At 53.9% G+C, this 24,306-nt stretch carries 25 protein-coding genes; 10 read left to right on the top strand and 15 right to left on the bottom strand.

Features of this window, described 5'->3' with window-relative positions:
- Positions 1-100: 100 nt before the first annotated feature.
- The 3 genes from KVT28_RS10325 to KVT28_RS10335 are packed head-to-tail and all read left to right on the top strand — an operon-like array spanning position 101 to position 3,667.
- Positions 101-1,510, top strand: a complete 1,410-nt coding sequence (locus tag KVT28_RS10325; RefSeq protein WP_217548191.1) for a cytochrome c — start codon at positions 101-103, stop codon at positions 1,508-1,510.
- Positions 1,500-2,018 (top strand): sorbitol dehydrogenase family protein, encoded by a 519-nt coding sequence (locus KVT28_RS10330; protein WP_217548193.1) that lies wholly within the window; start codon positions 1,500-1,502, stop codon positions 2,016-2,018. The genes KVT28_RS10325 and KVT28_RS10330 overlap by 11 nt, the downstream gene beginning before the upstream one ends.
- Positions 2,015-3,667 (top strand): GMC family oxidoreductase, encoded by a 1,653-nt coding sequence (locus KVT28_RS10335; protein WP_101761474.1) that lies wholly within the window; start codon positions 2,015-2,017, stop codon positions 3,665-3,667. The genes KVT28_RS10330 and KVT28_RS10335 overlap by 4 nt, the downstream gene beginning before the upstream one ends.
- Before the next feature lie 72 nt (positions 3,668-3,739).
- On the opposite strand, the gene KVT28_RS10340 is transcribed toward KVT28_RS10335, so the two are convergent.
- From KVT28_RS10340 to KVT28_RS10385, 10 genes are all read right to left on the bottom strand, one after another.
- Positions 3,740-4,843: an NADH:flavin oxidoreductase/NADH oxidase gene (locus KVT28_RS10340; RefSeq protein ID WP_217548196.1), complete on the bottom strand. Its 1,104-nt coding sequence runs from the start codon at positions 4,841-4,843 to the stop codon at positions 3,740-3,742.
- Positions 4,844-4,940: 97 nt separating this feature from the next.
- Positions 4,941-6,221 carry a type II toxin-antitoxin system HipA family toxin gene (locus KVT28_RS10345; RefSeq protein WP_217548198.1) on the bottom strand — a complete coding sequence of 427 codons (1,281 nt, stop codon included), beginning with the start codon at positions 6,219-6,221 and terminating at the stop codon, positions 4,941-4,943.
- Positions 6,222-6,230: 9 nt separating this feature from the next.
- Complete coding sequence (locus KVT28_RS10350; protein ID WP_217548200.1) at positions 6,231-6,680, bottom strand: helix-turn-helix domain-containing protein; 450 nt, start codon at positions 6,678-6,680, stop codon at positions 6,231-6,233.
- Between the two features lie 153 nt (positions 6,681-6,833).
- On the bottom strand, positions 6,834-8,219 hold the full coding sequence (locus KVT28_RS10355; RefSeq protein ID WP_217548203.1) for an amidohydrolase family protein: 1,386 nt from the start codon (positions 8,217-8,219) through the stop codon (positions 6,834-6,836).
- Positions 8,216-8,989 carry a cysteine hydrolase family protein gene (locus KVT28_RS10360; protein ID WP_110866915.1) on the bottom strand — a complete coding sequence of 258 codons (774 nt, stop codon included), beginning with the start codon at positions 8,987-8,989 and terminating at the stop codon, positions 8,216-8,218. Before KVT28_RS10360 ends, KVT28_RS10355 begins: the two co-directional genes overlap by 4 nt.
- A 1-nt stretch (position 8,990) precedes the next feature.
- Positions 8,991-9,413: a cupin domain-containing protein gene (locus tag KVT28_RS10365; RefSeq protein WP_217548205.1), complete on the bottom strand. Its 423-nt coding sequence runs from the start codon at positions 9,411-9,413 to the stop codon at positions 8,991-8,993.
- Positions 9,414-9,416: 3 nt separating this feature from the next.
- On the bottom strand, positions 9,417-10,355 hold the full coding sequence (locus KVT28_RS10370; RefSeq protein ID WP_210080321.1) for an ABC transporter permease: 939 nt from the start codon (positions 10,353-10,355) through the stop codon (positions 9,417-9,419).
- Positions 10,352-11,467 carry an ABC transporter permease gene (locus KVT28_RS10375; RefSeq protein WP_217548207.1) on the bottom strand — a complete coding sequence of 372 codons (1,116 nt, stop codon included), beginning with the start codon at positions 11,465-11,467 and terminating at the stop codon, positions 10,352-10,354. The genes KVT28_RS10370 and KVT28_RS10375 overlap by 4 nt, the downstream gene beginning before the upstream one ends.
- Entirely contained in the window at positions 11,451-13,004 is a 1,554-nt protein-coding gene (locus KVT28_RS10380; RefSeq protein WP_217548209.1) for an ABC transporter ATP-binding protein, read from the bottom strand. The genes KVT28_RS10375 and KVT28_RS10380 overlap by 17 nt, the downstream gene beginning before the upstream one ends.
- 5 nt (positions 13,005-13,009) lie before the next feature.
- Positions 13,010-14,020 (bottom strand): BMP family protein, encoded by a 1,011-nt coding sequence (locus KVT28_RS10385; RefSeq protein WP_217548211.1) that lies wholly within the window; start codon positions 14,018-14,020, stop codon positions 13,010-13,012.
- Positions 14,021-14,125: 105 nt separating this feature from the next.
- On the opposite strand from KVT28_RS10385, the gene KVT28_RS10390 reads away from it, so the two are divergent.
- Positions 14,126-15,025, top strand: a complete 900-nt coding sequence (locus tag KVT28_RS10390) for a LysR family transcriptional regulator (protein WP_101761485.1) — start codon at positions 14,126-14,128, stop codon at positions 15,023-15,025.
- A gap of 47 nt (positions 15,026-15,072) precedes the next feature.
- Here KVT28_RS10390 and KVT28_RS10395 read toward each other — a convergent pair whose 3' ends face one another.
- On the bottom strand, positions 15,073-15,888 hold the full coding sequence (locus KVT28_RS10395; protein WP_217548213.1) for a creatininase family protein: 816 nt from the start codon (positions 15,886-15,888) through the stop codon (positions 15,073-15,075).
- Between the two features lie 137 nt (positions 15,889-16,025).
- On the bottom strand, positions 16,026-16,949 hold the full coding sequence (locus tag KVT28_RS10400; protein ID WP_101761487.1) for a substrate-binding domain-containing protein: 924 nt from the start codon (positions 16,947-16,949) through the stop codon (positions 16,026-16,028).
- Between the two features lie 310 nt (positions 16,950-17,259).
- Between KVT28_RS10400 and KVT28_RS10405 the strand changes: the two genes are divergently transcribed.
- Positions 17,260-18,264, top strand: coding sequence for a LacI family DNA-binding transcriptional regulator (locus tag KVT28_RS10405; protein ID WP_110866908.1), 1,005 nt, complete (start codon positions 17,260-17,262; stop codon positions 18,262-18,264).
- A 21-nt stretch (positions 18,265-18,285) separates the two neighbouring features.
- Here the strand turns inward: KVT28_RS10405 and KVT28_RS10410 are convergent, their stop codons facing one another.
- A complete protein-coding gene (locus tag KVT28_RS10410) occupies positions 18,286-19,278 on the bottom strand; it encodes a sugar phosphate isomerase/epimerase (protein WP_217548215.1) in 993 nt (330 codons plus the stop codon).
- Positions 19,279-19,428: 150 nt separating this feature from the next.
- Positions 19,429-20,034 carry a response regulator transcription factor gene (locus tag KVT28_RS10415; RefSeq protein WP_217548218.1) on the bottom strand — a complete coding sequence of 202 codons (606 nt, stop codon included), beginning with the start codon at positions 20,032-20,034 and terminating at the stop codon, positions 19,429-19,431.
- A 393-nt stretch (positions 20,035-20,427) separates the two neighbouring features.
- Between KVT28_RS10415 and KVT28_RS10420 the strand changes: the two genes are divergently transcribed.
- Both KVT28_RS10420 and KVT28_RS10425 read left to right on the top strand, forming a co-directional pair.
- Complete coding sequence (locus KVT28_RS10420) at positions 20,428-20,934, top strand: GNAT family N-acetyltransferase (RefSeq protein WP_254633498.1); 507 nt, start codon at positions 20,428-20,430, stop codon at positions 20,932-20,934.
- A gap of 70 nt (positions 20,935-21,004) precedes the next feature.
- Complete coding sequence (locus tag KVT28_RS10425) at positions 21,005-21,448, top strand: VOC family protein (RefSeq protein ID WP_217548220.1); 444 nt, start codon at positions 21,005-21,007, stop codon at positions 21,446-21,448.
- Between the two features lie 101 nt (positions 21,449-21,549).
- On the opposite strand, the gene KVT28_RS10430 is transcribed toward KVT28_RS10425, so the two are convergent.
- Positions 21,550-21,999 (bottom strand): NUDIX hydrolase, encoded by a 450-nt coding sequence (locus KVT28_RS10430; protein ID WP_192234879.1) that lies wholly within the window; start codon positions 21,997-21,999, stop codon positions 21,550-21,552.
- A 391-nt stretch (positions 22,000-22,390) separates the two neighbouring features.
- Here KVT28_RS10430 and KVT28_RS10435 point away from each other — a divergent pair, with 391 nt between their 5' ends.
- The 3 genes from KVT28_RS10435 (at position 22,391) to KVT28_RS10445 (ending at position 24,304) form a co-directional block, all read left to right on the top strand.
- On the top strand, positions 22,391-22,612 hold the full coding sequence (locus KVT28_RS10435; RefSeq protein WP_217548222.1) for a hypothetical protein: 222 nt from the start codon (positions 22,391-22,393) through the stop codon (positions 22,610-22,612).
- A gap of 196 nt (positions 22,613-22,808) precedes the next feature.
- Positions 22,809-23,357: an aldehyde dehydrogenase iron-sulfur subunit PaoA gene (paoA, locus tag KVT28_RS10440; protein WP_217548224.1), complete on the top strand. Its 549-nt coding sequence runs from the start codon at positions 22,809-22,811 to the stop codon at positions 23,355-23,357.
- The gene (locus KVT28_RS10445) at positions 23,354-24,304 is read left to right on the top strand and encodes a xanthine dehydrogenase family protein subunit M (protein ID WP_217548226.1); all 951 of its coding nucleotides are present in this window, start codon (positions 23,354-23,356) and stop codon (positions 24,302-24,304) included. Before paoA ends, KVT28_RS10445 begins: the two co-directional genes overlap by 4 nt.
- Positions 24,305-24,306: the final 2 nt, after the last annotated feature.

The raw sequence follows: 24,306 nt of genomic DNA on the forward strand, positions 1-24,306 counted from the left end.
GTGAATTGACGTTGTCTGATAATGTGCACTTCTGTGGGTTGCTACAGAAGTGCATTATTGTTTTTACCATACTAATAATTATTTACCGGAAGTAATTACAATGAAAGCAAGAAAGGTGAGACAGTGTTGTCTGCCTTTCGCGTTGAGCATTCTGATGTCTGCCACATTTTCAGCTCACGCTGAAGATGCAGCTGAGTCTGCAGCTCTTATTGCGAAAGGCAAGTATCTGGCTATTGCTGCGGACTGTGGAGCTTGCCACACCGCACCGAATCAGGGCAAGGAAATGTCGGGTGGCTATATTATCTCCTCGCCGTTGGGGAATATTGTTGCCAGTAATATCACGCCATCAAAAACCGCCGGCATTGGCGATTATAGCGAACAAGATTTTGTTAAAGCCGTGCGAAGTGGCATTAATAAACAGGGGCAACATCTTTATCCGGCGATGCCTTACACCTCATACGCGAAAATTTCTGATGCCGATATGCATGCGCTGTATGTTTATTTTATGCACGGTGTAAAAGCAGACGATAATGTACCGCCAGCAACAGATTTGCCTTTCCCGTTTAATATTCGTTCAAGTATGTTCTTCTGGAATATGCTGTTTGCCGATAATAAGCCGTTTATTCCGGCAAAAGATAAATCTGATGTGGTTAATCGCGGTGATTATCTGGTCAATGCATTGGCGCACTGCGATACCTGCCATACGCCACGTAACGTGCTGATGGGGCAAAACAATGCTCAGGCCCTCAGCGGTGGCAGCCTGGGCAGTTGGTATGCGCCGAATATCACTCCCGATCAACAAGCCGGCATTGGCAACTGGAGCAATGCGCAGATCGCGCAATATCTCAAAACGGGCCATGTTGCAGGCAAAGCGCAGGCAGCAGGTCCGATGGCGGAAGCTGTCGAGCACAGCTTACAGCATCTATCTGATGACGATATCAAGGCGATAGTGGCTTATCTGCGGCAGATCCCCGCAGTGACTCAGGCCACCCATTCGCCACGCGACGCGCTTGGCAAACCCGCAACAGATGAAGCGGCGCTGCGCGCGGTTAAAAATCCTGATGCGGGCTGGCAGGTTTACGCCAGCTCTTGCGCTAACTGCCATCAGGCGGATGGTGCGGGCAATCACTTCTATCCTTCGCTGTTCCATAACACCGCCACCGGCGCACCGCAGGCCGATAACCTGATTGCCACCATTGTCTACGGCGTACATCGCCAGGCTGATGGCAAAGATGTGGTAATGCCCGCTTTCGGCCCGGATGGATTATTTACCGATCGACTGAGCGATCGGCAAATTGCCGACGTCAGCAACTACGTGCTGAAAAACTTTGGTAATGCTCAGCTGAACGTAACGCCTGAACAGGTGAAAACCGTGCGTGAAGGCGGCCAGCGCCCGCTGATTGCACGCCTGTCGCAGCCTGCTGTGTGGGGCGGTGGCGCGGTAGTTGTCATTATTTTACTGGTGCTGCTGGTTTCAATTTCGCGTAAGGGGAAAAAGCATGGCGCATAACCTTTCCCGACGTCGTTTGCTGCAAGGCATGGGTATTTTGTCACTCGGCGCGATGTGTAATTCCCTGTTCCCGGCGCGCGCTCTGGCTGCCGATCAGCTGGCTGAAAATGGTTTTCTGACCGTTTCGCAGTTCCTGGTGAGTCGCCCGGTCGGCCCGATTTTGGGGCAGCGCTATTTCGATGCCTTAAATCGCCATAATGCCGACTTCACACACCGGCTTAGCAGCCTGCAGGCATTGTTGCAGCAGCATAATTTTGCTCATGTCGACGAATTTCTTGCCGCATTTGGGGCCGATAATTCTGATTGGCAAACGGCAAAACGCATCATTTCTGCGTGGTACACCGGCGTGGTCGGTGACGGCAGCGATCTGGAGTTGATCGCGTATGCCGATGCGATGATGTACCTGCCCACCAAAGATATTCTGGTGGTCCCAACCTATGGCTGCGGGCCGTTCTACTGGGCAGTAACGCAAGATGGCAAAGTGGCAACCACAGGAGAAGGCGCATGAGTGCACAAAAAGTCGATGCCGATGTGATCATCATTGGCTCGGGCGTGATGGGCGGGTTGATCGCCTGCCAGATGGCGAAAGCGGGTAAATCGGTGATCATCCTCGAGGCGGGCCCGCGAGTCTCTCGTCAGGAAATCGTCGAACGTTTCCGTAATTCCCCATTCAAGATGTCGTTAACCAACATCAAATTACAGGGCGTGGGTTCGCCTTACCCCAATCCGCCGCATATTCCGTCCACCTACGGTGACTATTTGCAGCAGGTTGGGCCGGTTAAATATCCCACCAAATACCTGCGCGTTGTCGGTGGCACGACCTGGCACTTTGGCTCCGCGTTGTGGCGCATGATCCCCAACGATTTCAAACTTAACACCCTTTACGGTCGTGGCCGCGACTGGCCTTTTGGTTACGACGAGCTGGAGTCGTGGTATGGCAAAGCCGAGCATGAGCTGGGCGTTTCAGGCGTCGATGGACAAGATGAAAGTGGGCAGGGCGGCAAAGCCTGGCCACCGCGATCTACGCCATTCCCGATGCCGGGTTTACCAACCAGTTATCTGTTTGATCGCCTAACCGAGATGTTGGGTAAAGGCGGTTATAACCCGGTACTGGAACCGAACGGTCGCGCGACTAAGCCGTGGGGTAAGCGCCCGATGTGTGGCGGCAACAATAACTGCAATCCGGTTTGCCCCATCGCCGCCAAATATGATGGCTCGATGCATATTGATGAAGCGGAACGTTTGGGAGCGAGGCTGCTGGATAACGCGGTGGTCTACCGTATTGAAGCGGCGGATGACGGCAAAATCACCGGCATTTGGTATAAAAAGCCGGATGGTTCCGAGCACCATTTAACCGCCGACTACTTTGTGCTGGCGGCCTACGGTATCGAATCGCCCAAGCTACTGTTGATGTCGACGTCGGAGAAATATCCCAACGGCATCGCAAACTCTTCCGATCAGGTGGGGCGCAATTTGATGGGCCACACCGGCATTAGTATGAACGTGATGATGTCAGAAGATGTGTGGCCAGGTCAGGGGCCGACTGAATTACTGGTGTATCTGAACAACCGCGATGGCGCCTTCCGCAAGGATTTCCCCAGCTACAAGATCAAAGTGCGCAACACGGTGCCAACTGCAGATTATGCTGCATCGCTGATTGAGAAAGGCGTGCTGGGCTCCAAACTGGATGCTGAAATCCGCCGCCAGTCGGCGCGCTCACTGAACTTTGCTATTGATTTTGAAACCTTGCCGCTGGCGGAAAACCGCGTTACGCCGAGCAAGACGAAAAAAGATGCGATTGGTATTCCGTTGCCGGAGATTTATTACAGCGTGACGGATTACTGGCATGCCGGGAAAGAAGCGGGCATCAAAGATTTTCACAGGTTCGCAGAGCTGCTGAATGCGGAAATATTATCGATCGATACTAAGTTTCAGGATCGCCAGCACATCATGGGCACCACCATTATGGGCGATGATCCCCACAATTCAGTGGTAGATCGCGATTGCCGCACGCACGATCATCCCAATATGTGGATTGCCGGAACCAGTGTGATGCCGTCGGCGTCATGCATGAACCCAACCTTGACCGGCGCGGCGTTGAGCTTGCGTTTGGCTGAGCATATGTTGCAGACCATGAAGTCGGAAGTAGCAGGTTAGGTGTGAATCGGTCGCCATAAATGGAGACCCTACGTTGGAGCGGTGCGCATTGATGCGCACCGGCTCAAATAATCACTTTTTATTCGAAATTAGCGTGCCTTTCAGGCCGTGCGGCTCGGAGCGCAGATACTGCGGTGGCGCTTTGGCCTGCGCACCCAATTCAGCGGCGGCATGCCACGGCCAGCGCGGGTCGTAAAGTACTGCGCGCGCCAGCGCGATCAAATCTGCGTCACCTACCTGCAATGCTTGTTCTGCCTGCTTGGGTTCCGTAATCAAGCCTACGCCAATCACCGGTATCTTTACCTGTTTGCGGATGTCGCGTGCAAAAGGCAATTGATAACCGGGACCAACCGTGATTTTCTGCTGCGGTGACAAGCCGCCGCTGGAGACGTGCACATAATCGCTGCCCGCCGCTTCGAGTTGCTGGCTGAAGACAATCGACTGCTCAACATCCCAGCCACCGTCAACCCAATCGGTTGCCGAGAGGCGCACACCTACCGCCACTGAATCTGGCACGGCGCTGCGCACCGCATGGAACACTTCCAGAGGGAAACGCAGACGATTCTCCAGCGAGCCGCCGTACTCATCCTCACGCTGGTTACTCAGTGGCGACAGGAACTGATGCAGCAAATAGCCGTGCGCAGCATGCAGTTCAATCAACTGGATACCGAGTTTCGCCGCACGCTGCGCGCTGTCAACGAAGGCCAGTTTCAGGCGCTCAAGATCCTGTTTAGTTAGCGCAACCGGTGCGCGATCTTCAGGATTAAAGGCTTGCGCGGATGGTGCAACGGTTTGCCAGCCACCTTGCTCCAGCGACAGCTGATTGCCGCCCAGCCACGGCGCGGCGCAGGACGCTTTGCGTCCGGCGTGACCGAGTTGAATACCAATGGGAGTGTCAGAATAGTGACGGATATCTTGCAGAACGCTGGCTAAAGCCGCTTCCGTTGCATCATCCCACAAGCCTAAATCGCCCGGAGAAATACGTCCGGCGGCTTCCACTGCTGTCGCCTCAATGATCAGCAAACCGGCGCCGGAAAGTGCCAGTTGCCCGAGATGAATGCGGTGCCAGGCGCTGGCTTTGCCATCCTCCGCAGAGTATTGGCACATCGGCGCGATGACGATGCGATTATCGAGCGTTAACTTACCCAGTTGCGTCGTACTAAACAGTAAACTCATTGAAACCTCATCTTCAGTGGCTAAATGGCTTTAAGCTTAGGGCGAAAAGCGCATTTTGCAGAGGGCTATGAGTTTGAATGTTGTAGCAAAAAGTAAGTTAAGCGGAATGTGCCGCTGCAAGTCGAAACGCATCAGACATTTTTTCCTGCTCACGTTGTGATAACCCTAAATGTCTGGCGACCACGCGCCATTGCGCAACAATGCTGCTGAAGTTTTCTATGATAGTTTCGGCTTCAGATGCCTTCAGCCGGAAATAGGGCGCAACTTCACGCGCCAAATCGAGATCAAGCGCATTATCAGCTGCCGTCACATTTAATTTCAGACCATCAGCATAGGGCACTGGATTGAGATCGAAGGCGGCAGATAACCGCCAGCCCTTGCCTGGAACCAGAATAAATCCATGATTGCGCAGATGATCATCGGTGTTAGAGACCAGCATATTAAAGACAATCCGCGACCACAGCTCGCGTAAATCAGCATTGGTTTGGGAACCATGACGAATCAATACTTCCGCCAGTTCGAGATAACTTACTCCGGTGGATGCATCTTCGCCATCAGTATGGCCAGTCATGGTCATCGCGGAGGCAAAGTGCAGACGCTTCCCTTCGGGCGTGCGATCGAAACGGCGCACCATGAAACAGTGATAATCGCTGGCAAATTTTTTCGCCATGGCTGCGGCAACGTTAAGTTCACAAGCCGTGGCGAGAGCATTGACGACCATTTCCCATCCACCCACATCATATTCATCGCGGATGCTGGGGAACTTGGCGATAAATAGCTGACCTTGCTCATCAACCACACTAGCTTTGGGCCGTGCGCCACCCAGAGAACCGCCTGGAGCGATCAACATCCTGAGCCATTCATGTCCCTGAACAGCACGGTTATCCGGATCGCTTTCCAGCGCGCGGCTTGCACGTTCAAGTGCTGCGATTTCAGTAAATGGGGGAGCCGCAGTTTCCAATCTGTTATCAAGAAATTCCCCCTGATCCTCCAGCCGGTAACGTAAAGCACCCACGCGATACAGGTCATGAACCCCCAGTAAATAATCGGATTCAAACATGCGCGTGCCGGAAGGCAATAATCCGCCACGGATATCGCGTTCCAGGCGACGCTCCATCAATAAGCGTCCCCATCTGTCGGGGCTGGAGTCGCCAAACACACCAAATCCAGCACGATTGTTGGCAGGATATTGTGGCCCTTCGAATAAGTGGATGCCGGGATCTAACTGGATCAACATCAAATCGGGATCGCTAAGCGCTTGCGGATCATACTGAAATTCAAAAGATTCACGCGCCCGGCTGCGGCGAATATGCAGATAACCGAGACGTTTTGGTTGCTTGAGTCCGTTCCAGTCGGCGTAGACGCTAATCATGGTCATTGTCGGATCCTATTTTTTCTTCCCTGAAATTAGCAGTGAGGCGAGGCCGGTAGAGGTGACTGTCTGAGCGTTTTTTTGCTCAACTCCGCGCTCATTCGCCTCAGCTACCTGCGTGCTGTTCTCACCCTCATCAACCTTATACGCTGATTTAGCAGCAAATAATTTAGTCGTTGAGGTAAGACGTGCATCCTGTAGTTGGCGACCCAAAGTATCCTCAGCAGCCAGCAGATTGAGATCCTGTTCGAGTCCTAACACCTGCATCACAGCCAGATAGGCTCCGATAGTCACACCCGCGCTACCCGCTTCAAGCGAACGCAACGTCATCGGGGTCATTCCCGCGCGTTCCGCCACCTGTTTAGCCGTAAGTTTTCTTCTTTTACGAGCGAGTTTTAATCGCTCTCCAAAAGCGGCAAGCATTTCGCTCGTTTGAGGAAGAAGCAGAGAAGTTCGCTGTGCCATTGTGTCACTATTTTATCTTTAAATGGGGTTAATGGATAAAATATTAGCACTTTGTCGATCTGCATTCCATTTTTAATGATTAAAATAAAAACGAAAAAGTGCTAATAAATTATCACTTAATGAACCTAAAAGATAAAATATTAGCACTTCAATTTAAAACGCCGCCGATCGCCAGCCGCGCACTTTATCATTGCCGGTGCGCAACGCCAGTGAATGCGCTGCACGTTGCGAACGCGCCATCACCTCTTTTTGATTGAGCTGGGTAAACTCACCATTCCGCAGCAGATAAGCGCCATCAACAAACACATCGCTGACCTCGTGGCCGAGCGCCGAGTAGACCAGCGATGAAACCGGATGATGGATTGGCGTCATCGCCGGATGCGAAGTATCAACGATCACCACATCGGCACGTTTGCCGACTTCCAGCGAACCCACCAGATGGTCGAGGCCAATTGCCCGCGCACCGTCGATGGTGGCCATCTCCAACACTTTTTCCGCCGTCATAATAGTGGGATCGCGGTGCACGCCTTTTTGCAGCAGCGCCGCCACTTTCATCGCCTGAAAAAGGTTGTGATTGTTGCTGCTGGCCGGGCCGTCTGAACCCAAACCAACGGTTAAGCCGGCAGCCAGCATATCCGGAATCGGCGGCACGCCGGAAGCGAGGTAGAGATTGCTGCAGGGATTGTGCGACACACGCGTGTCGTGATGTTTGAGTGCGCGGATGTCGCGCGAGTTGCACTGCACGCAATGCACCGCCAGCACGTCCGGGCCGAGGAAACCGATATCGCTGAGAAATTCGGTGTCGCTGGCCTGAAAACGCAGCTTCGCCTGCTCGATCTCAAAATCGGTTTCCGCCACATGCGTAGTGATCAGCACGCCGGTTTCATCCGCCAGCTGGCGCGTGCCGCGCAGTACTTTCTCATCCAGCGCCCAAATCATGCTCGGTGCCAGACCGACTTTTACCCGGCCATCGACCTGGTGATAACGATCGATCACCGCGCGCGCATCGGCCAGCGCCTGTTCAGGCGTTTCGATCAGTTCGGCAGGAATGCCATGCTCAGCGCCGCTGGTGAGAAAACCGCGACACACATGACCGCGAATGCCGCTGACTTCAAAGGCCTCGATCACTTTGGCGGTTAATCCTGGACGCGGATGCGCGTACATAAAATCGACCAGCGACGTGACGCCCGAACGCAGTGATTCCATGCAGCCGTGCAGCGCGGCAGCGTAAACATCTTCTTCGGTCAACGCTACGGCGCTGGGTCCGGTCATGCAGGTGAACCACTTTTTCAGCACCATGTCATCGCCGAGACCTTTCAGCAGCGTCTGAAACAGATGCGTATGCGTGTTCACCATGCCAGGCATAATAATGCGTTCGCGGCAGTCGATAATTTCCGCTTCCGGATAGCGCTGCTGCAAAGCGTCGCGCGTGCCGATGGCGCGAATGGTTTTATCTTCAATCAGCAAACTGGCCTGTTCCAGAATCTCGCGTCGCGGATTCATAGTGATAATCCAGCCGTCAGCCAGCAGATAACTCATGAGGCGTTCTCCAGTTGCTGCTGTAATTCAGCGGCATTGACCACAAAACCAAAGCATTGCTGCACGTTATACAGCGTGGCATCGCGGCAATAAGCCGGCGAGGTGGTGGCGCTGCAATCTTCCAGCAGCAGGCAGTCGTAACCGCGAAAGTTGGCATCCTGTAAGGTGCAAAGCACGCACTGATCGACGTTAACACCGGCAAACAGCAGCGTGGTGACGTTGAGATTGCGTAGAATGCTGTCGAGCTCGCTGTCCTGAAAACCGGACATGCGGTATTTGTTGACGCGAATGTCATTGGCATCCGGGGTCAGTTCGTCCACCACTTCCGCCGCCCAGCTGCCGGCCTGCAACACCGGCGCGCCGGAAACCGGCAGCGGATCGCCTAATCCCACGCCATCACCGTTCGGGTTATAGACGTGCAGCAGCGCGGGGCTGAGATTGAGTTTATCAGCGCGATTGCCCCAATTGAGCCAAATCACCGGTACCTGAGCGGCGCGCAGCGTTGGCAGCAAGGCTTGCAGCGGTGCAATCGGCGCGCGCGCGGGCGTGACATCGACGCCGATATGCCCGAGCCAGCCTTCGGCATGACAAAAGTCGTTCTGCATATCAATCACCAGGATCGCCGTGCGCTGCAGATCAAAAATCACTGAACGTTCACGCGATGTAAGCTGCACGCTGCGCGACACCTGCGCTGGACGCCGCGTATCAACCACTTGCGCTGAAACGCGCCATTGATTGTGTCGACTGCTGCCTAAAACGTTCTCCGGCATATCAGGCTCCCGTTAACACGCGGATATCTTCAGCATCGAGCGTGACAGGGTCACCGCTGCGAATCAGTTCAGAGAAGCCTTCATTCGGCGTCATCACCGTCAGCGTATAGAGTTTGCTGCTGCCGGTATTACGAATGGCGTGATCGTTGCCCGGATGCAGCAGCAGGGAATCGCCTTTCCTTATCTCAAGTTCATCATCGTTACAGCGCGCCACGCCTTCGCCGTGCAGTACATAAAAGAACTCGTGCGCGCTGGCGTGTTCATTCGGTGGCGTAGCACCGCCGACGTTGAAAATCTCCACCACGAAAATGTTCTCAATACCGTCTAACGGTTTGTCGAACAAGATGGCGAAATAGTTGCTGCTGTCCGCACTGATACGGAACGCCTTAACATCCGCAAGATTGTTGAAACGAAACGATTTCATAAGTTATTCCTTTCGATAAGGCTGCGTTAATGCGCCGGGTTGCAATGTGCGTCCCACCACGCCGGACATCGCCAGAATGGTGAGCAAGTAAGGCAGCGCCAGCAGCACCTGCGGCGGCAGCGTGTTTTCAAACAGCTGTAGCGAGAGTTGCAGGGCATCTGCAGCGCCAAAGATAAAAGCGGCGACCAGCGCTTTAAGCGGGCTCCAGCGTCCAAAGATGACAATCGCCAGCGCGATAAAACCTTGTCCACTGACGATGTTGTCGCGGAACAGGCCGATCTGCGCCGTGACCAGATAGCTGCCCGCCAATCCAGCGCCCACGCAGGAGAACAGCACGCCCCACGTGCGGATCTTCAACACGTTGAGCCCGGCGGCATGTGCCGCGCGCGGGTTTTCGCCCACCGCACGCAGCGACAGGCCAAAGCGGGTGTGAAACAGACCAAAGTGCGCCAGCACCGCCAGCAGCAAAGTGAGATAGAGCGGCAGCGGCTGCTGGAACAGAATCGGACCAATAAACGGCAGCGAAGAGAGCAGCGGCACATGCCAGGGTTCGAGCATTGGGATGGTGGGCGAGGATGCATTGCCCATCACCAGCGCGTAAATCCAGGTGGCTAATCCCGCTGCCAATATATTGAAGACGATGCCCACCACAATCTGGCTGGCATGGGCGCGCAGGTAGAGCGCCGCCAGCACGCAGCCAACCAGCAGTCCGCCGACGCCACCGGCGATAAAACCCAGCGCGGTCGATCCGCTCTCTACCGCTGTCATGTAGCTGGAAAGCGCGCCGAGCAGAATAGTGCCTTCAATACCGATATTCAGTACGCCGGAGCGTTCGGCATAGATCTCGCCCAGCGCCGCCAGTAATACCGGACCGGCAAGGCGCACTGCGGCGGCCAGCCAACTGACGAAAAAGGCGGTATCGAGATTCATCCACAGATTCATGAGTGTTCCTCCGCCAGTTGGCTGCGCGATTTACGCCGGCCTGGCAGGTTGATGCGGTAATAGCGCAGCAGATCGCCTGCCAGAATCAGTAGCACCACCAGACTTTGCAGAATCAGCACCACCGATGTGGGCAAGCCAGTTTGACGCTGCATGGCGCTACCGCCCACTTCCAGCCCGCCGTAGAGAATGGCGGTCGGGATCACCAGCAGCGGATTGAGGCGTGCCAGCAAAGCCACTACCACGCCGATAAAACCGACGCCGCCGGAAATGCCTTCCATCAGGCGATGTTGCACGCCTAATACCGCGCACAATCCCGCCAGCGCCGCCAATCCGCCGCCGAGCAGCACCGCGCCCATTTGGCGGCGATTGACATCCACGCCGCTGTAGCGCGCCGCGCGCGGATTCAGCCCGGCAATTTTGATTTCGAAACCGGCGGGTGTGGCACGCATCAGCCAGAAGACAAACAGCGTGGCGACTAGCGCGATGGCGATGCCCCAATGTGCGCGCATGCCGTTCATCACAAACGGCAGCCAGCTCTCCACCGGCAAACGTGGCGTCTGCGGCAGATCGCCCGGCGCGCGCATTGGGCCGGAAACCAGATACTGCACCATGAACAGCGCCACATAGTTGGCCATCAGCGAAATCAGCACATCGTTGCCGCCAAATTTTACCCGTAACGCGCCAACCCAACCGGCCCAAAGCGCGCCCGCAAGGAAGGCGGCAATCAGCACCATCGGCCAGTAGAGCAGCGCGGGAATCGCCCACGGAAAGCCCTGCGGCGTACCCGACAGCGCGATCCAGCTGGCCGCTGCGGCACCCAGCAGAAAACAGCCTTCGAAGCCGATATAACCGAGCCCGGCGCGCCACACCACGATGGTTGCCAGCGCGATCAGCATCAGCGGCGTGGATTGCACCAGGCTGAGACCGAAGCTGCGCAGCGAGCCAAAAGCGGCATCAAACAGGAAGCCATAAGCCGAGAGCGGATTGCCGCCAAACGGGATAAACAGCAAACCGGCAATGATGAAAGCGGCAAGGATGCCGCAAAAACTGGTTAACACTAGCGCGCCGCTGGATTCGGCGGGCGCCAGACGTCGCTCAAGCAGCTTCTTCATGGTTGCCTCCGTTTTTTTTCAGGTGCGCGCCCGCCATCAGTTCGCCGAGGCGTTCTGGCGTGGCGTCGGCGGCGTCCATTTCTCCGGCAATCTGGCCGCTGTACATCACCGCGATGCGATCGGAGAGATTGATGATCTCCTCCAGCTCGGCGGAGATCATCAGAATGGCGCATCCGCGATCGCGCGCCGCCATCAAACCTTGCCACACGCTCTCAATCGCGCCGACATCCAGCCCGCGCGTAGGCTGTTCAACCACTAATAAGCAGGGATTGCTGGCGACTTCGCGCCCGAGAATCAACTTTTGCAGGTTACCGCCGGAGAGTTTTCCGGCTTCGAAATCGGCATCCGGCGTGCGTACCGCAAAGCGGGCGATGATGTCGCGCGCATGCTGACTAATGCGCTGGCGATCCAGCAGCCAGCCGCCCGCGCGGGTAAAGGTGCGCTGGCGGCCAAGCATGGCGTTATCAGTAATCGATAAATCGGTCACCGAACCGACGCCACGCCGATCTGCCGGAATAAAACTGATGCCTTTATGGCGGCGCGTAGCGGGGGAATCGTCGCTGATGTCTTCGCCATTCAGCAGAATGCGACCGGCTTCCAGTTCACGCAGGTTAAGGAGCGCTTCCGCCAGCTCCGATTGACCGTTGCCTTCCACACCGGCAATGCCGAGGATTTCGCCCGCAGCGACGTTGAGCGACACGCGCCAGATTTTCTGCTGGCCGCTGGCATCACGCACCGCAATGCTATCCACCTGCAACACGGTTTTGCCCGGCTGGCACGGCGTTTTTTCGACGCGCAGCACCACATCGCGCCCAACCATGCGGCGTGCCAGATCGCGCTCCGAAGTGTCTTTAATATCCACTGAATCCACCATTTTGCCGCCGCGCATCACCGAAACGTGATGGGCAATCGCCATGATTTCATACAGTTTGTGAGTGACAATCACTACCGAACGGCCTTCTGCGCACAGTGATTTCAGGGTAGCGAACAGGCCGGCTTTCTCCTGCGGCGTCAGCACCGCCGTCGGTTCGTCGAGAATCAGCACCTGCGCATCACGGTACAACAGCTTGAGGATCTCCACACGTTGCTGCACGCCAATCGGCAAATGCTGCACTTTCGCCCAGGGATCGATCGCCAGCCCGTGTTTATCCGACAGCGCCTGCAAACGCGCCGCTGCCGCGCGCAGATCAAGTACGCCGCTAGCGCCTTCTTTCAATCCCAGCACCACGTTTTCCACCACGCTCATCGGCTGCACCAGCATAAATTCCTGATGCACCATGCCAATGCCGCAGGCGATAGCATCGCTGGGATCGCGAAAACGCTGCGCCTGGCCATCCACCTCAATGCTGCCTTCATCGGCCTGATACAGGCCGTAAAGGATTTGCATCAGCGTGCTTTTTCCCGCGCCGTTTTCCCCTAGCAGCGCGTGGATTTCGCCGGCTTTAATGCTGAGCGATACGTCATCATTGGCCACCACGCGCGCAAAGCGTTTGGTGATGTTTTTCAGCGCGACGCGGATATTTGCTATTGCTGTCATGATGGTTAAACCACTGGCTTCAGCGCGCCGCTATCAAGCTGCTGCCAGATCTGCTGGAAGCTAGCCCATGCGCTGGCACTCACCAGTTTGGCGTTGTAATGTTCGCTGCCATTGACCACCGACCAGGCTTTGCCAACGGTGGGATGCCATTCGTCGCCGCCTTTAAAGGTTTTATTCGCCACCGACTCGCCAACCTGTTCCACCATCCAGTCGAGGTTCTGGCGGAAGCTGCAGGCAACATAATCGGGCGCGACATCACGCTGATCGACATAGCAGCCGATAGCTTTGACTTTCGCCGCTGCCGCGCCTTGCATCGCGCCGAGGCCGGTGACGTCTGCGGCATGCCAAATCACATCCGCGCCGTTGCCAATCATGGTGGTGGCAGCTTCACGGCCTTTGGCGGCGTTGTCGTAATCGCCGGTCACCACGCCCATGCCTTTGATGCCCGGACGTGTTTTCTCAGCGGCCTGAATAAAGGCGCGCATCATTGCCTGCTGCGTGGGATTATCGCCGCCGCCCACAAAGCCAACCGCTTTGCCTTTTTCGGAGATCAGCGCCGCCAGCGCACCGGCGGCATAGGCGCCTTGCAGATAGGCGAGGTTGACGTATTCCACGTTGTCCGGTGATTTTTCGCTTGGCTTGAAGGTGGACGCGAAGAAATAGGTGTCAGGATATTCCGGCGCGATTTCGGCAAACGCCGAGCCGTATTCAAAGCTGTGGCCAATGATCAGCGTGTAACCGTCATCGGCGTAGCCACGTATGGTTTGATCCATCTGCGCCTGCGACACGCTTTCGCTATGCGCCACGCTGAAACCGGCTTTTTGCAGGCTCTGCAATCCGGCATACGCCAGCGAACTCCAGCCGCCATCGGCAACCGAGCCGGGCAACAGCAGGGCGATTTTTATGGTGTTATTCGCCGCCATCGCTTTGCGCGACAACATCGGTGCCAGCGCGGGTAACAACAGTGCGCCAGCCACTAACTTCGCAAACTTTCTGCGGGATACGTCTGCCATCATGTGTTCTCCTGGTGTGGTTTTGATGTATTAATCACCGGAAGAGCATTATCTTAAAAGCATCATTTTTAGTACTTACCGATGCCTAAAAGGCAACGCAGGGGGAATATGCTGCAACATCGTTTGTTTGTGTATATCGATCAGGTAGCGCGCAGCGGTTCGATTCGCAAAGCGGCTGAACGGCTACACATCTCCGCGTCGGCGATTAACCGTCAGCTGATTGCGCTGGAAGAGGAGCTGGGCACGCCGCTGTTTCAGCGTTTGCCGCGTAAAATGATTCTTACCGCCGCCGGTGAAGCGCTGATTCATCATGTGCGGCAGAGCTTTAAAGAGATTGAAATCGCGCAGATGAAAATCGAAGAGCTGAAAGGACTGCGGCGCGGCGAAGTGACGGTGGCGATGATGAGTGGATTAGCGGCGAACCTGATTCCGCGCGTGGCAGCGGAGTTTCGCCGCGCCAATCCGCGGGTGAAATTGCTGCTGCAACAACTCACCACCGGCGAGAACATCACTAACGCGGTGGCAAGTGGCGAGGCCGATTTGGGGATTGGATTTGATTTCGACCTGCAGCCGGTACATCGCAACATTGCCAGCGTGCCGGTGCGATTGGGCGCGGTGGTGGGCGCGGGGCACCCGCTGGCGGAGAAATCCAGTTTACGTTTGAGTGATTGCTTGCCGTATCCGGTGGTGATTGCCGACAAATCGATGGTGATTCGGCCTTACCTAAATGAAGTGTTCGCGCGTGCCTCGATCAATATGCAGCCAGTTATTGAAACCAATTCGATCGAGGTGATGCGCCAGTCGGCAATGATGGATCAAACCCTGACGTTTCTCACGCCGATTGATATTGAATCTGACCAGCGCAGCGGCCGGTTAATCTATATTCCGGTGCGTGAACTGGCCCAGCACACGCAAACACTGATGTTGATCGGCCACGATCGTGGTACCAGCGCGATTGGTAGCGTGTTCGCCGAAACCATTAAAGGGATGATGTCGGAATTGCGTTAATCGTAGGGTGCGCATTAATGCGCACTTGGTCACCTTACATGGCGACCCTACGAGAATGCGGTGCAATCGGTCAGGAAATGAATATCGAAATCGTTCACTTCGCGTGCCAGCTTTAGCAGCGCATGTGCAGCACGATCGGTGGCAATCGCACCGCGCTCAGCATCCGCCGCTGCGGCGTTGCCGGTAGCACCAGACAGATGCAGATCCTGCGCCATCCAGCCAAAACCAATGCCGCCTTCCGGCGTTAAAATACCGCCGGTCGCTTCAAGCGCCACCGAAGTGGAAACGAAATGAGCGGCGTGCTGCATCTGCACCAGTTCAGGGTGCAAATGCAGCATCATGCTGGTTTCTGATTCACCGCCGTGAATGCCGTGATTAAGTTCATGCGCGCTGTAGAGATCCGATGCATCAATGGTACGGAACCAGCTGGCGCTGACGGCAAACATGCCCAGTTCGATGCGCAGCTGGCGACAGACGATCTCCACCAGCTGCGGCTGTCCGCCGTGTGAGTTCCAGAAAATCAGCTTGCGAATTCCGGCGCGCCAGGCGCTTTTCGCGACTTCGAACCACACTTTGCCTAACACGTCATACGGCAGCGAAAGGGTGCCGGGATAGGCAAGATGTTCATCCGATTTACCCATCGGCAGCGCGGGCAGCACCAGCAACGGAAGATCGTCGGGCAATAATTCCACCGCGCGTTGAATAATGCCGGCGTTGATCGCCGCATCCACACGCACCGGCAGATGCGGGCCATGTTGTTCAACTGCGCCAATCGGCAGCACGGCGACGATATTCGCCATATCAAGTTCACTGAATTCCCGGGTTGAGAGATCCCACCACCAGGGCGAAGACGGTTTGAGCATGTTGACCTCCATTTTTAACCCCAACATAGCGGGTTAATAGTGCAATGGAAGCAACAAAATTCGCACTTAGCGTTGCTTTAAAGGCAATGGTCATAAGCAGGTCGCCATGAATGACCGGCGACCCAACAAGAGCGGCGTTACTTCTGATTTTTACTGGTGAATTCCTGATAATTTTCTTTGGTCACCGTCTGGTATGGCACCCAGTTGTAGGCTTCGGTCTTTTTACCGCTCAGCATGTCGTAAGCCACATCGACTGCACCGGTCGCCTGGCCTTTCGCATCCTGGAAGATCGTCACCGCCATTTTGCCGTTCTTAATAAACTGCAAACCATCCGGCGTGCCGTCGATGCCGGCGACTAACACATTGTTTTTCTTCAACTGATCGAGCGCCATAATCGCCCCGATCGCCATTTCATCGTTGTTCGCGATGATGGCGTTGATATCATTCCCATCCTGCAACCATGACAGGGTTTTATCGACCGCTTCGTTGCGCTGCCAGTTGGCGCTCTGTTTCTGAATCACTTTCAGGCCGGGATGATCCTTCACATAATCTTCAACCGCTTTGGTGCGCTGACGTGCTTCTTCGGTGGAGAGGGCGCCCATCAGAATGGCGATATTTCCTTTGTTATCCAGACGTTTGGCTAAAGCTTCGATCTCCATTTTGCCGCTTAACGCTGAGTCGGAACCGACATAGGCCATTTTACCGGTCAGTTTCACTTCGGGTTTACGGTTCACGAAGATCAGCGGGATATTGGCTTTTTGCGCGGCGGCGATCACCGGCATTACGCCTTGCGTATCCACCGGGTTGATGATGATCGCGTCTGCGCCCTGATTGATGAAATCATCCACCTGCTGGATTTGCAGAGATACATCGCCTTTGGCATCGGCAAACTGGCTGTTAAGCCCTTTGTCTTTAAGCTGCTTTTCCATCTGGCTTCGTAAGATGGAAACAAAATTGAGATCGAGATTAGCCAGAGCGACGCCAACCATGTAGGTTTTCGCCTGGGTAGTGAACACACTGAGCAAACCGCAGATAAGCATTAGTACTTTGAATAATTTCATTTTTTTATCTCTGTAGGGGAGGTTTCAATTATTTTGCATCCGGGTGCAAAATCAACGGGATGAGTCCCGCTGATTGACATCATGTTCAGACGGACAACGCGATGTGCTGCATTCACTCTCTGGCACGGTTGAAAAATAGTCAACGCAGCAAAAAGCGATTTCATCACCACGATCACAAAATCATCACGATTTGCACCCGAGTGCATTACAAAAATGCAACCGGGTGCAAAGTTTGCAAAAATCGCCTCTTGCTTACATGAGGAATCGCTCTATGCTCGCTTTTTGCCAGCTAATTTGCGGAAGGGAGCCGATGACGAGAACAGTAAAAAAAGCCACGGCCAGCGATGTGGCGCTTCTTGCCGGCGTATCGAAATGGACGGTATCGCGCGCGTTTATGCCCGGCGCTTCAATCTCTGAGAAGGCGCGCGAGAAGGTGATGCGCATCGCTAAAGAGCTGGGATATCGGCCCAATTTGCTGGCGCGTAGTCTGGTAAAGAAGAAAACGCATATTATTGGCGTGGTGATCGACGAGCTGAAAAATCCGCATACGCTGATGATTCTCAATGAAGCTACGCAGCAGCTACAACGTCGCGGCTATATGGCGTTGATCCTCAACATCACCGACGGCGAGCCGTATCGATCGGTAATGACGCAGGCGGATCAATTGCAGATCGACGGCATTTTGTTTCTCGGTACGGTGTTATCGGCGCAGCTGATTACGTTGGTGGAGGATATGTACAACATTCCGCTGGTGCAGCTGTGTCGCAATACGCATGCGCAGGGCATCGATGTGGTGGCGATTGATGGTTATGCCGCCGGCAAGCAAATCGCCGAGCTGTTGCTGGCGCAGGGCGCGCAACGGTTTGGTTTTATGCAAGGTCCGGATACACCAACGTCACATCTGCTGCGCAAAGAGGGATTTGAAGCGACGCTGCAACAAGCGGGCTGTCAAATTGATGTGCTGCTTAAAGCCGGCAGCTACGATCGTGCACGCAGCTGGCAAGCGATGAGCGATTATCTGCATCAACCGGATGCGCCCGCAATTGATGCGCTGTTCTGTGAAAACGATGTGCTGGCGCTCGGCGCGATGGAAGCGATGCGCGCCGCCCCGACCAGGCCAAGGATTGCGGTGGTGGGATTCGATGATATTGAAGAAGCCAGCGCGCCAGGCTGCCAACTCACCACCTTTAGCCAACGTATTGATCTGCTGATCGCCGAAGCGTTAAACCGATTGATTGATGGTCGCGAGAGTGCGGATGAGCATTGGCGGCGGGGTGAAATGCGAGTACGGCGTTCGCATTTGAGGTCGCCATAAATGACGACCCACGACGTAAAATTACTGTTCTATGCTGGTCAGCAACGCATTCTGAATAATCCTCTGCGCTTTTAGCGGGTTTTGCTCACGCTGCGCTTCTTGCAACGCGGCGATATCCAGCTTATCCAGCGCGCGATAGATATGTTTGAGGAAGCGAATCGACAGATTGGCGGCTTCAACATGATCTTCACGGAACGGGAATTGATCAAGCTGCCACACGCCGTCCCAGTTATTGATCTTCAGAACATAGAAGAACTCAAAAATCTCGGTCATGTGCACGGTACCGACCACCAGATCGTCATCCCAGCCGCGCAGGTTGTCGTTGACGTCCATACCAAACAGACGACCACGATCGATAATCAGCTGGGCGGAATCCGCTGGGGATTCACCGGCAAACAGTGCATGACCAAAATCGAGCAGCACGCCAACGTTATCCAGTCCAATATCCTCAATGCCGAGCAGCGTACGCGCAGCTGAATCCCAGGTCATTTTCACGCGTGGTTCACGCGGTTTGTACTCGATAGCAAATTTGACGTCTGGATTGGCGCTCGCCAGTTCGCGCATACCCTCTACGGCCATCTTCCACAGGTTTTTATGATCGACCTGGAACGGATAATCCCAGCCATCCTGACCCGGCCAGACTTTCACGTAGTTAGCCCCCAGCTCACGCACTACGGTGGCGGCTTCGTGCATTAAATCAAACGCCTGTTGGCGAATGCCGGCATCGGGATTGGTGAAAGCACCGCGTGAAAAGCGGCGCAGATAGATTTCTGGCGTCACGCCAATCGCTTTCAATCCGGCATCGGCGAGCGCTTGTTTAACCTGCGCTACGGTTACGCCTTCGGTGAAGGGATAGGGCACATCAACATAGGATAGGTCCTCGACGCTGCCAGCGAGTTTAATCTGATCAAGGGTGCTAAGCGCTGGCCCGTAACCATCTACGGCGTAGCGATCGATATAGTTGGCGAAGTGCCACAATCCGGCACCAAATTTCGGATACGTGTAGGAACTCATTAGACCTTCTCCTCAGATGATTGCGTCATTGAATATATATTCACATATGGTTATATATTCCATTCTGCGCCTCGGCGTGCGCAGTTAACCAGCAATCATTGACGGAAATGCAACCGTAATCACACAATATTCGATGCCATGCCCCTTTGTTCAAACCGGTTTGCTGTGATATCCCATCCGGCTTAACCGGCTGAATAACTCTTTATTATTGGCGCAGTTGAGCTTGCGAATAATACTCTGCCGATGATGGCTGATGGTTTTACAACTGAGATGCAGTTTGTATCCAATATCGGTGAGATTGCTGGTTTGCCCCAGCATGCGCAATAAGCCGAACTCCCGCGCTGAAAGGGTTTGCTTGGTGCGGCGAACACCCGCCTCAAATTCTGTAGCCAACGGTAAACCTAATACAGCATCAGAAAGCGCTTTCAGACTGCACTTTTTCGAAAGAAAAGTAACACCTGGCAGCAAACTGACCACATAGCTTATGACCGCTTTCTCATGCAAATCGGTTAGCACGATAATCCGCGTGTCTGGCGAAGTCCGTTGGACTTTTAGCAACAATTCGGTAAAGAATTGCACATCGCGGCCATAAGCGGTTAATTCACTGATGAGCAAATCCGTTCCTGCGATCTTACTCAGCGCTGAGTCAATATCGTCACTATCTATATTTTTTACATGAATAAATTTCCCGGAAAAATAACGCGAAATCCCTTCAGTAATCCATTTGTTATTGTCTATCAGCGTTAATGACAACATAGTTATCCCCATCTTTATTATGCTGGCATTAAAGCGCGATCCCGGTGCTATGAATATCGGACTGGGGAAGGGAGGTTTGTACGAAATTTCCCAAATTCACGATTACATATTTAAAGGCATGTCAGTGTTGTTGAGATATAACCGCTGGGTGAACGTATGGACGCGCTGGGCGTTAGCCTTGCATCGAGCCTGCCGCTGGAAAAAATGTGCAACGAAAATAAGAACATAAAGCGATTCACAGCCAGGAAAGGTAGCGGGTGGTGTATCAGCCTGGCGCCTTTCATTTGCTGTTGAGGAAAATAGCCGACATAGTTAACTGGAGCAGCAGCTGGATATTTCTGAAGCGTCACCGTATGCGATGACGCTGGTGTAGGCTCTTCATAAAGTGGAGGAATGATGGAATTAGAAACAACCCGACTGCGGCTGGAACCCTTTGAGCTCGCGCATTTTGACGGACTGCGAGCGATGGAAAGCGATCCGGAAATTATGCGTTACATCAGCAATGGCGTAGTTAAAACGCCAGAAGAGACCCTGACGAGTATTGAACGCGTTCAATCGCGCTGGCAGCAATATGGTTTTTCCTGGTGGGCGATGCGGGAAAAAGAGTCTGGCGAAATCGTCGGTGCTTGCTGTCTGCAGCATTTAGCCAATCAGGATGGTGCGCCATTGGAAATTGGCTGGCGTCTCAATGCCAATTATCACGGCAAAGGTTTTGCCACCGAAGCCGCGCAGGCGATAGTTAAGTTTGCGGTAGAAAAGGTTGGCGTTAAATATTTGGTCGCGGTGGCCGATCCTGAGAATGCCGCTTCGCAAAAGGTGATGCAGCGGCTTGGCATGACCTACAAAGCGATTGAGCAACACTACGATGTGCCTTGCGTGGTGTATGAGCTTCATCTTTAGGCATTCGTGAACAAGTGCCATCAACATTTTATGTCATATTCCAATTCTTCTTATTTTACAGGATTGGAATATGAAAGAGCACGATATTGGTTTTAGCCACATAGCGCTGCAAGTGAGAGATATAGAACGCAGCATCGATTTCTATCAACGTTACGCAGGGATGCAGGTGATCCATGAGCGGGCACTAGGCATTGCAGAAGCGCAAAAAGTCGCATGGCTTTCTGATTTAACGCGTCCATTTGCGTTGGTGTTGGTGCAATCTCAAACCACAGTGGATACGCCTCTGGGTCCGTTTGGTCATATTGGCGTTGCGTGTGACAGTAAAGAAGAGATTGATGCCAGGGTTGCTCAGGCTGAATGCGAAGGTGTGTTACGCCGCCCAGCGCAACAATCAGCCGCTCCCGTCGGTTATTGGGCATTCTTCGCCGATCCCGACGGCAACACGCTTGAACTTTCATACGGCCAACAGATTGGGCTTGAGATTATTACCAGCCGCCTTAACGCGGGTGTTTAACCTAAAACGTCACTTGAAAGGGTGACGGTTGATATCGGGTTTAGACGTGGTATGAGTGCGCGATGAGATGCTTGATTTAACATAATCATGATTATGCGCACTTAGATTGATGAGGCAATTGAGCAGATATCAGGAATATTTGAGGGATAAACAACGTCGTCAGTATTTCGAAGTTCATTAAGATCCCACCAATGATAACTATTGATGACTGATTTTTCATTTTCAGTCCATCCGCTGGTACTGATATCTTCATCGCCTATTTTAATAAAATAAAATCGCTCATGTGCCAGAACCACCTCACCGCTGGGCAGAGTCATTTCAAAGGTTCTCTCCGTTAACGCCTGTCCTACATCATTAACATAAATGCCTGTTTCTTCTCTAAGTTCCCGAATGGCTGCCTGCTCAAAAGTCTCTTCTGATTCCACGCCTCCACCGGGAGTTGCCCAATATACTTTACCTGCCAGCGCATCCTTCTCATGCCTGAACTTGAATAATAAGACCTGATTAAGGGAGTTCATAATAAGCAAACGCGCAGAATCACGGGTACGCAATGGATAATTCCTTTTTCATTTTCAATGCAGGTCAGCATAACTGATTTTGAGGATAAAAATAAAACAGAGCCCAAGTTAAATTATATGTTATTGCATAATGTCGTACATCTCAGATTTGCCTGAACCCGATCACTTCTACTCATACCCTTATTCTATTCATATCAAGGAGAGTAAAGCGACGTAGTGGCTTCACCGATGAATATTTATGCGTACGTCAACGAGCGTTCGGCGCTGAATGCAAAGGTAAGAGCGTTTATTGCCTTCTGGAACAACAACTCGCCGAAAGCGTTGATTAACTCTATAATATTGGGTGTTAAAGTCATTTTTGGACGATAAGACACAATATGCTGGATTTAACACTCAGCAAAACCAAAGAAATCGTCAAGCTGTTATGGGTTGCGTAGAGATTAAACGCGCTCACCTGTTAGCGCTCGGGCAACAGGAAACTGAACTCACGCCAGCGCAGGTAGGCGATATCATCGATAATTACAGTTCGGTTGCATCTGGCTTTGCCCGCAAAGCGGCCGATTTGTTCCCAGAGCAAATCACTGCGGAAACGCTACGCTTTCTCCAGGCGCGCATTGACGAAAACATCAAAAACCTGGCGAAATAGTTAGCCGCTGCGGCCCCAAAAAAGCGCCGTTTTCTCGGGCCATTCAGCGCCCTAACCTGCTTTTATTACTCCCGCTCATAAACCCATTTCGTGATTACGGATAATGCTTTCGCAGATGCCGACTATGCTTACCCTTCTAAAACCATACAAAAATAAGTTGTACCCCAACATTTAACCCTTTTACTGGAGGTTTGGCATGAGCAGCCAACACTTAACAACACCTGTGCCGTCAATGGTGCCGATCAGCTTCAAAGTCAACGGTATAAAGCAGCAATTAAACGTTGATACCCGCACCACGCTGCTGGACGCATTGCGTGAGCACCTGCATTTGACCGGCACCAAAAAAGGCTGCGATCACGGCCAATGTGGTGCCTGTACGGTGATGGTCAACGGACGTCGCATCAACGCGTGCCTGACCTTAGCGGTGATGCAGCAGGATGCAGAAATCACCACCATTGAAGGTTTAGGAAATCCGGATGAGCTGCATCCCTTGCAGGCGGCGTTCATCAAACATGATGGTTACCAGTGCGGCTACTGCACGCCTGGGCAAATATGTTCATCGATGGCTGTGCTGGAAGAGATCAAAGCGGGCATTCCCAGCCACGTCACCCACGATCTGGTTTCCGCGCCCAACGTGACTGCGGATGAAATTCGTGAGCGCATGAGTGGCAATATCTGCCGCTGCGGTGCCTATTCCAACATTCTTGCGGCGATTGAAGAGTACGCGGAGGGTCTGGAATCATGAAAGCCTTCACTTACCAGCGGGTCAAAACCCCGGCTGAAGCCGCTACCAGCGCCCAGCAACATACCAATGCCAAATTCATCGCCGGCGGCACCAATCTGCTCGATCTGATGAAGCTGGAGATTGAGACGCCCGCGCATCTTATTGATGTGAATGGGCTTGAGCTGGACAAAATCGAGGCCACAGCCGATGGCGGATTACGCATCGGCGCGTTGGTGCGTAACACCGATCTGGCGGCCGATGCGCGCATTCGCCGCGATTATGGTGTGCTGTCGCGCGCGTTAGTGGCTGGCGCTTCCGGCCAGCTACGTAATCAGGCAACCACCGCAGGGAATCTGCTGCAGCGCACGCGTTGCCCCTACTTCTATGACACCAACCAACCGTGCAACAAGCGCTTACCCGGCAGCGGCTGCGCGGCGCTGGATGGCTTCAGTCGCCAGCATGCGGTGGTCGGAACTAGCCAGGCCTGTATCGCCACCCATCCGAGCGATATGGCGGTGGCGATGCGTTTGCTGGATGCGGTTATCGAAACGGTCAGCCCGGATGGGCGAGAGCGCAAAATCCCGATTGCTGAATTCTATCGTGCGCCTGGCAATACGCCGCATCTGGAAACCGTGCTCACTCCTGGCGAGCTGATTGTGGCCGTTTCACTGCCGGCTCCGCTGGGCGGCACGCACATTTACCGCAAGGTGCGCGACCGCGCGTCCTACGCTTTTGCGCTGGTCTCTGTTGCCGCCATCATTCAGCCGGATAAATCCGGTCGCTTGGCGCTCGGTGGCGTGGCACATCAGCCGTGGCGGTTGGAAGAGGCGGATAATGCGCTGATTCAGGGCGCGCAGGCAGTGAGCGATCGGCTGTTCGCCACGGCGCAACCTACCGCTGAAAACGAGTTTAAGATCATTCTGGCGCAGCGAACGCTCGCTTCCGTATTGGCAGAAGCGAGGGGATAACT

The sequence above is a fragment of the Pantoea sp. GbtcB22 genome, assembly GCF_019091025.1.
Taxonomy (GTDB): domain Bacteria; phylum Pseudomonadota; class Gammaproteobacteria; order Enterobacterales; family Enterobacteriaceae; genus Pantoea; species Pantoea leporis.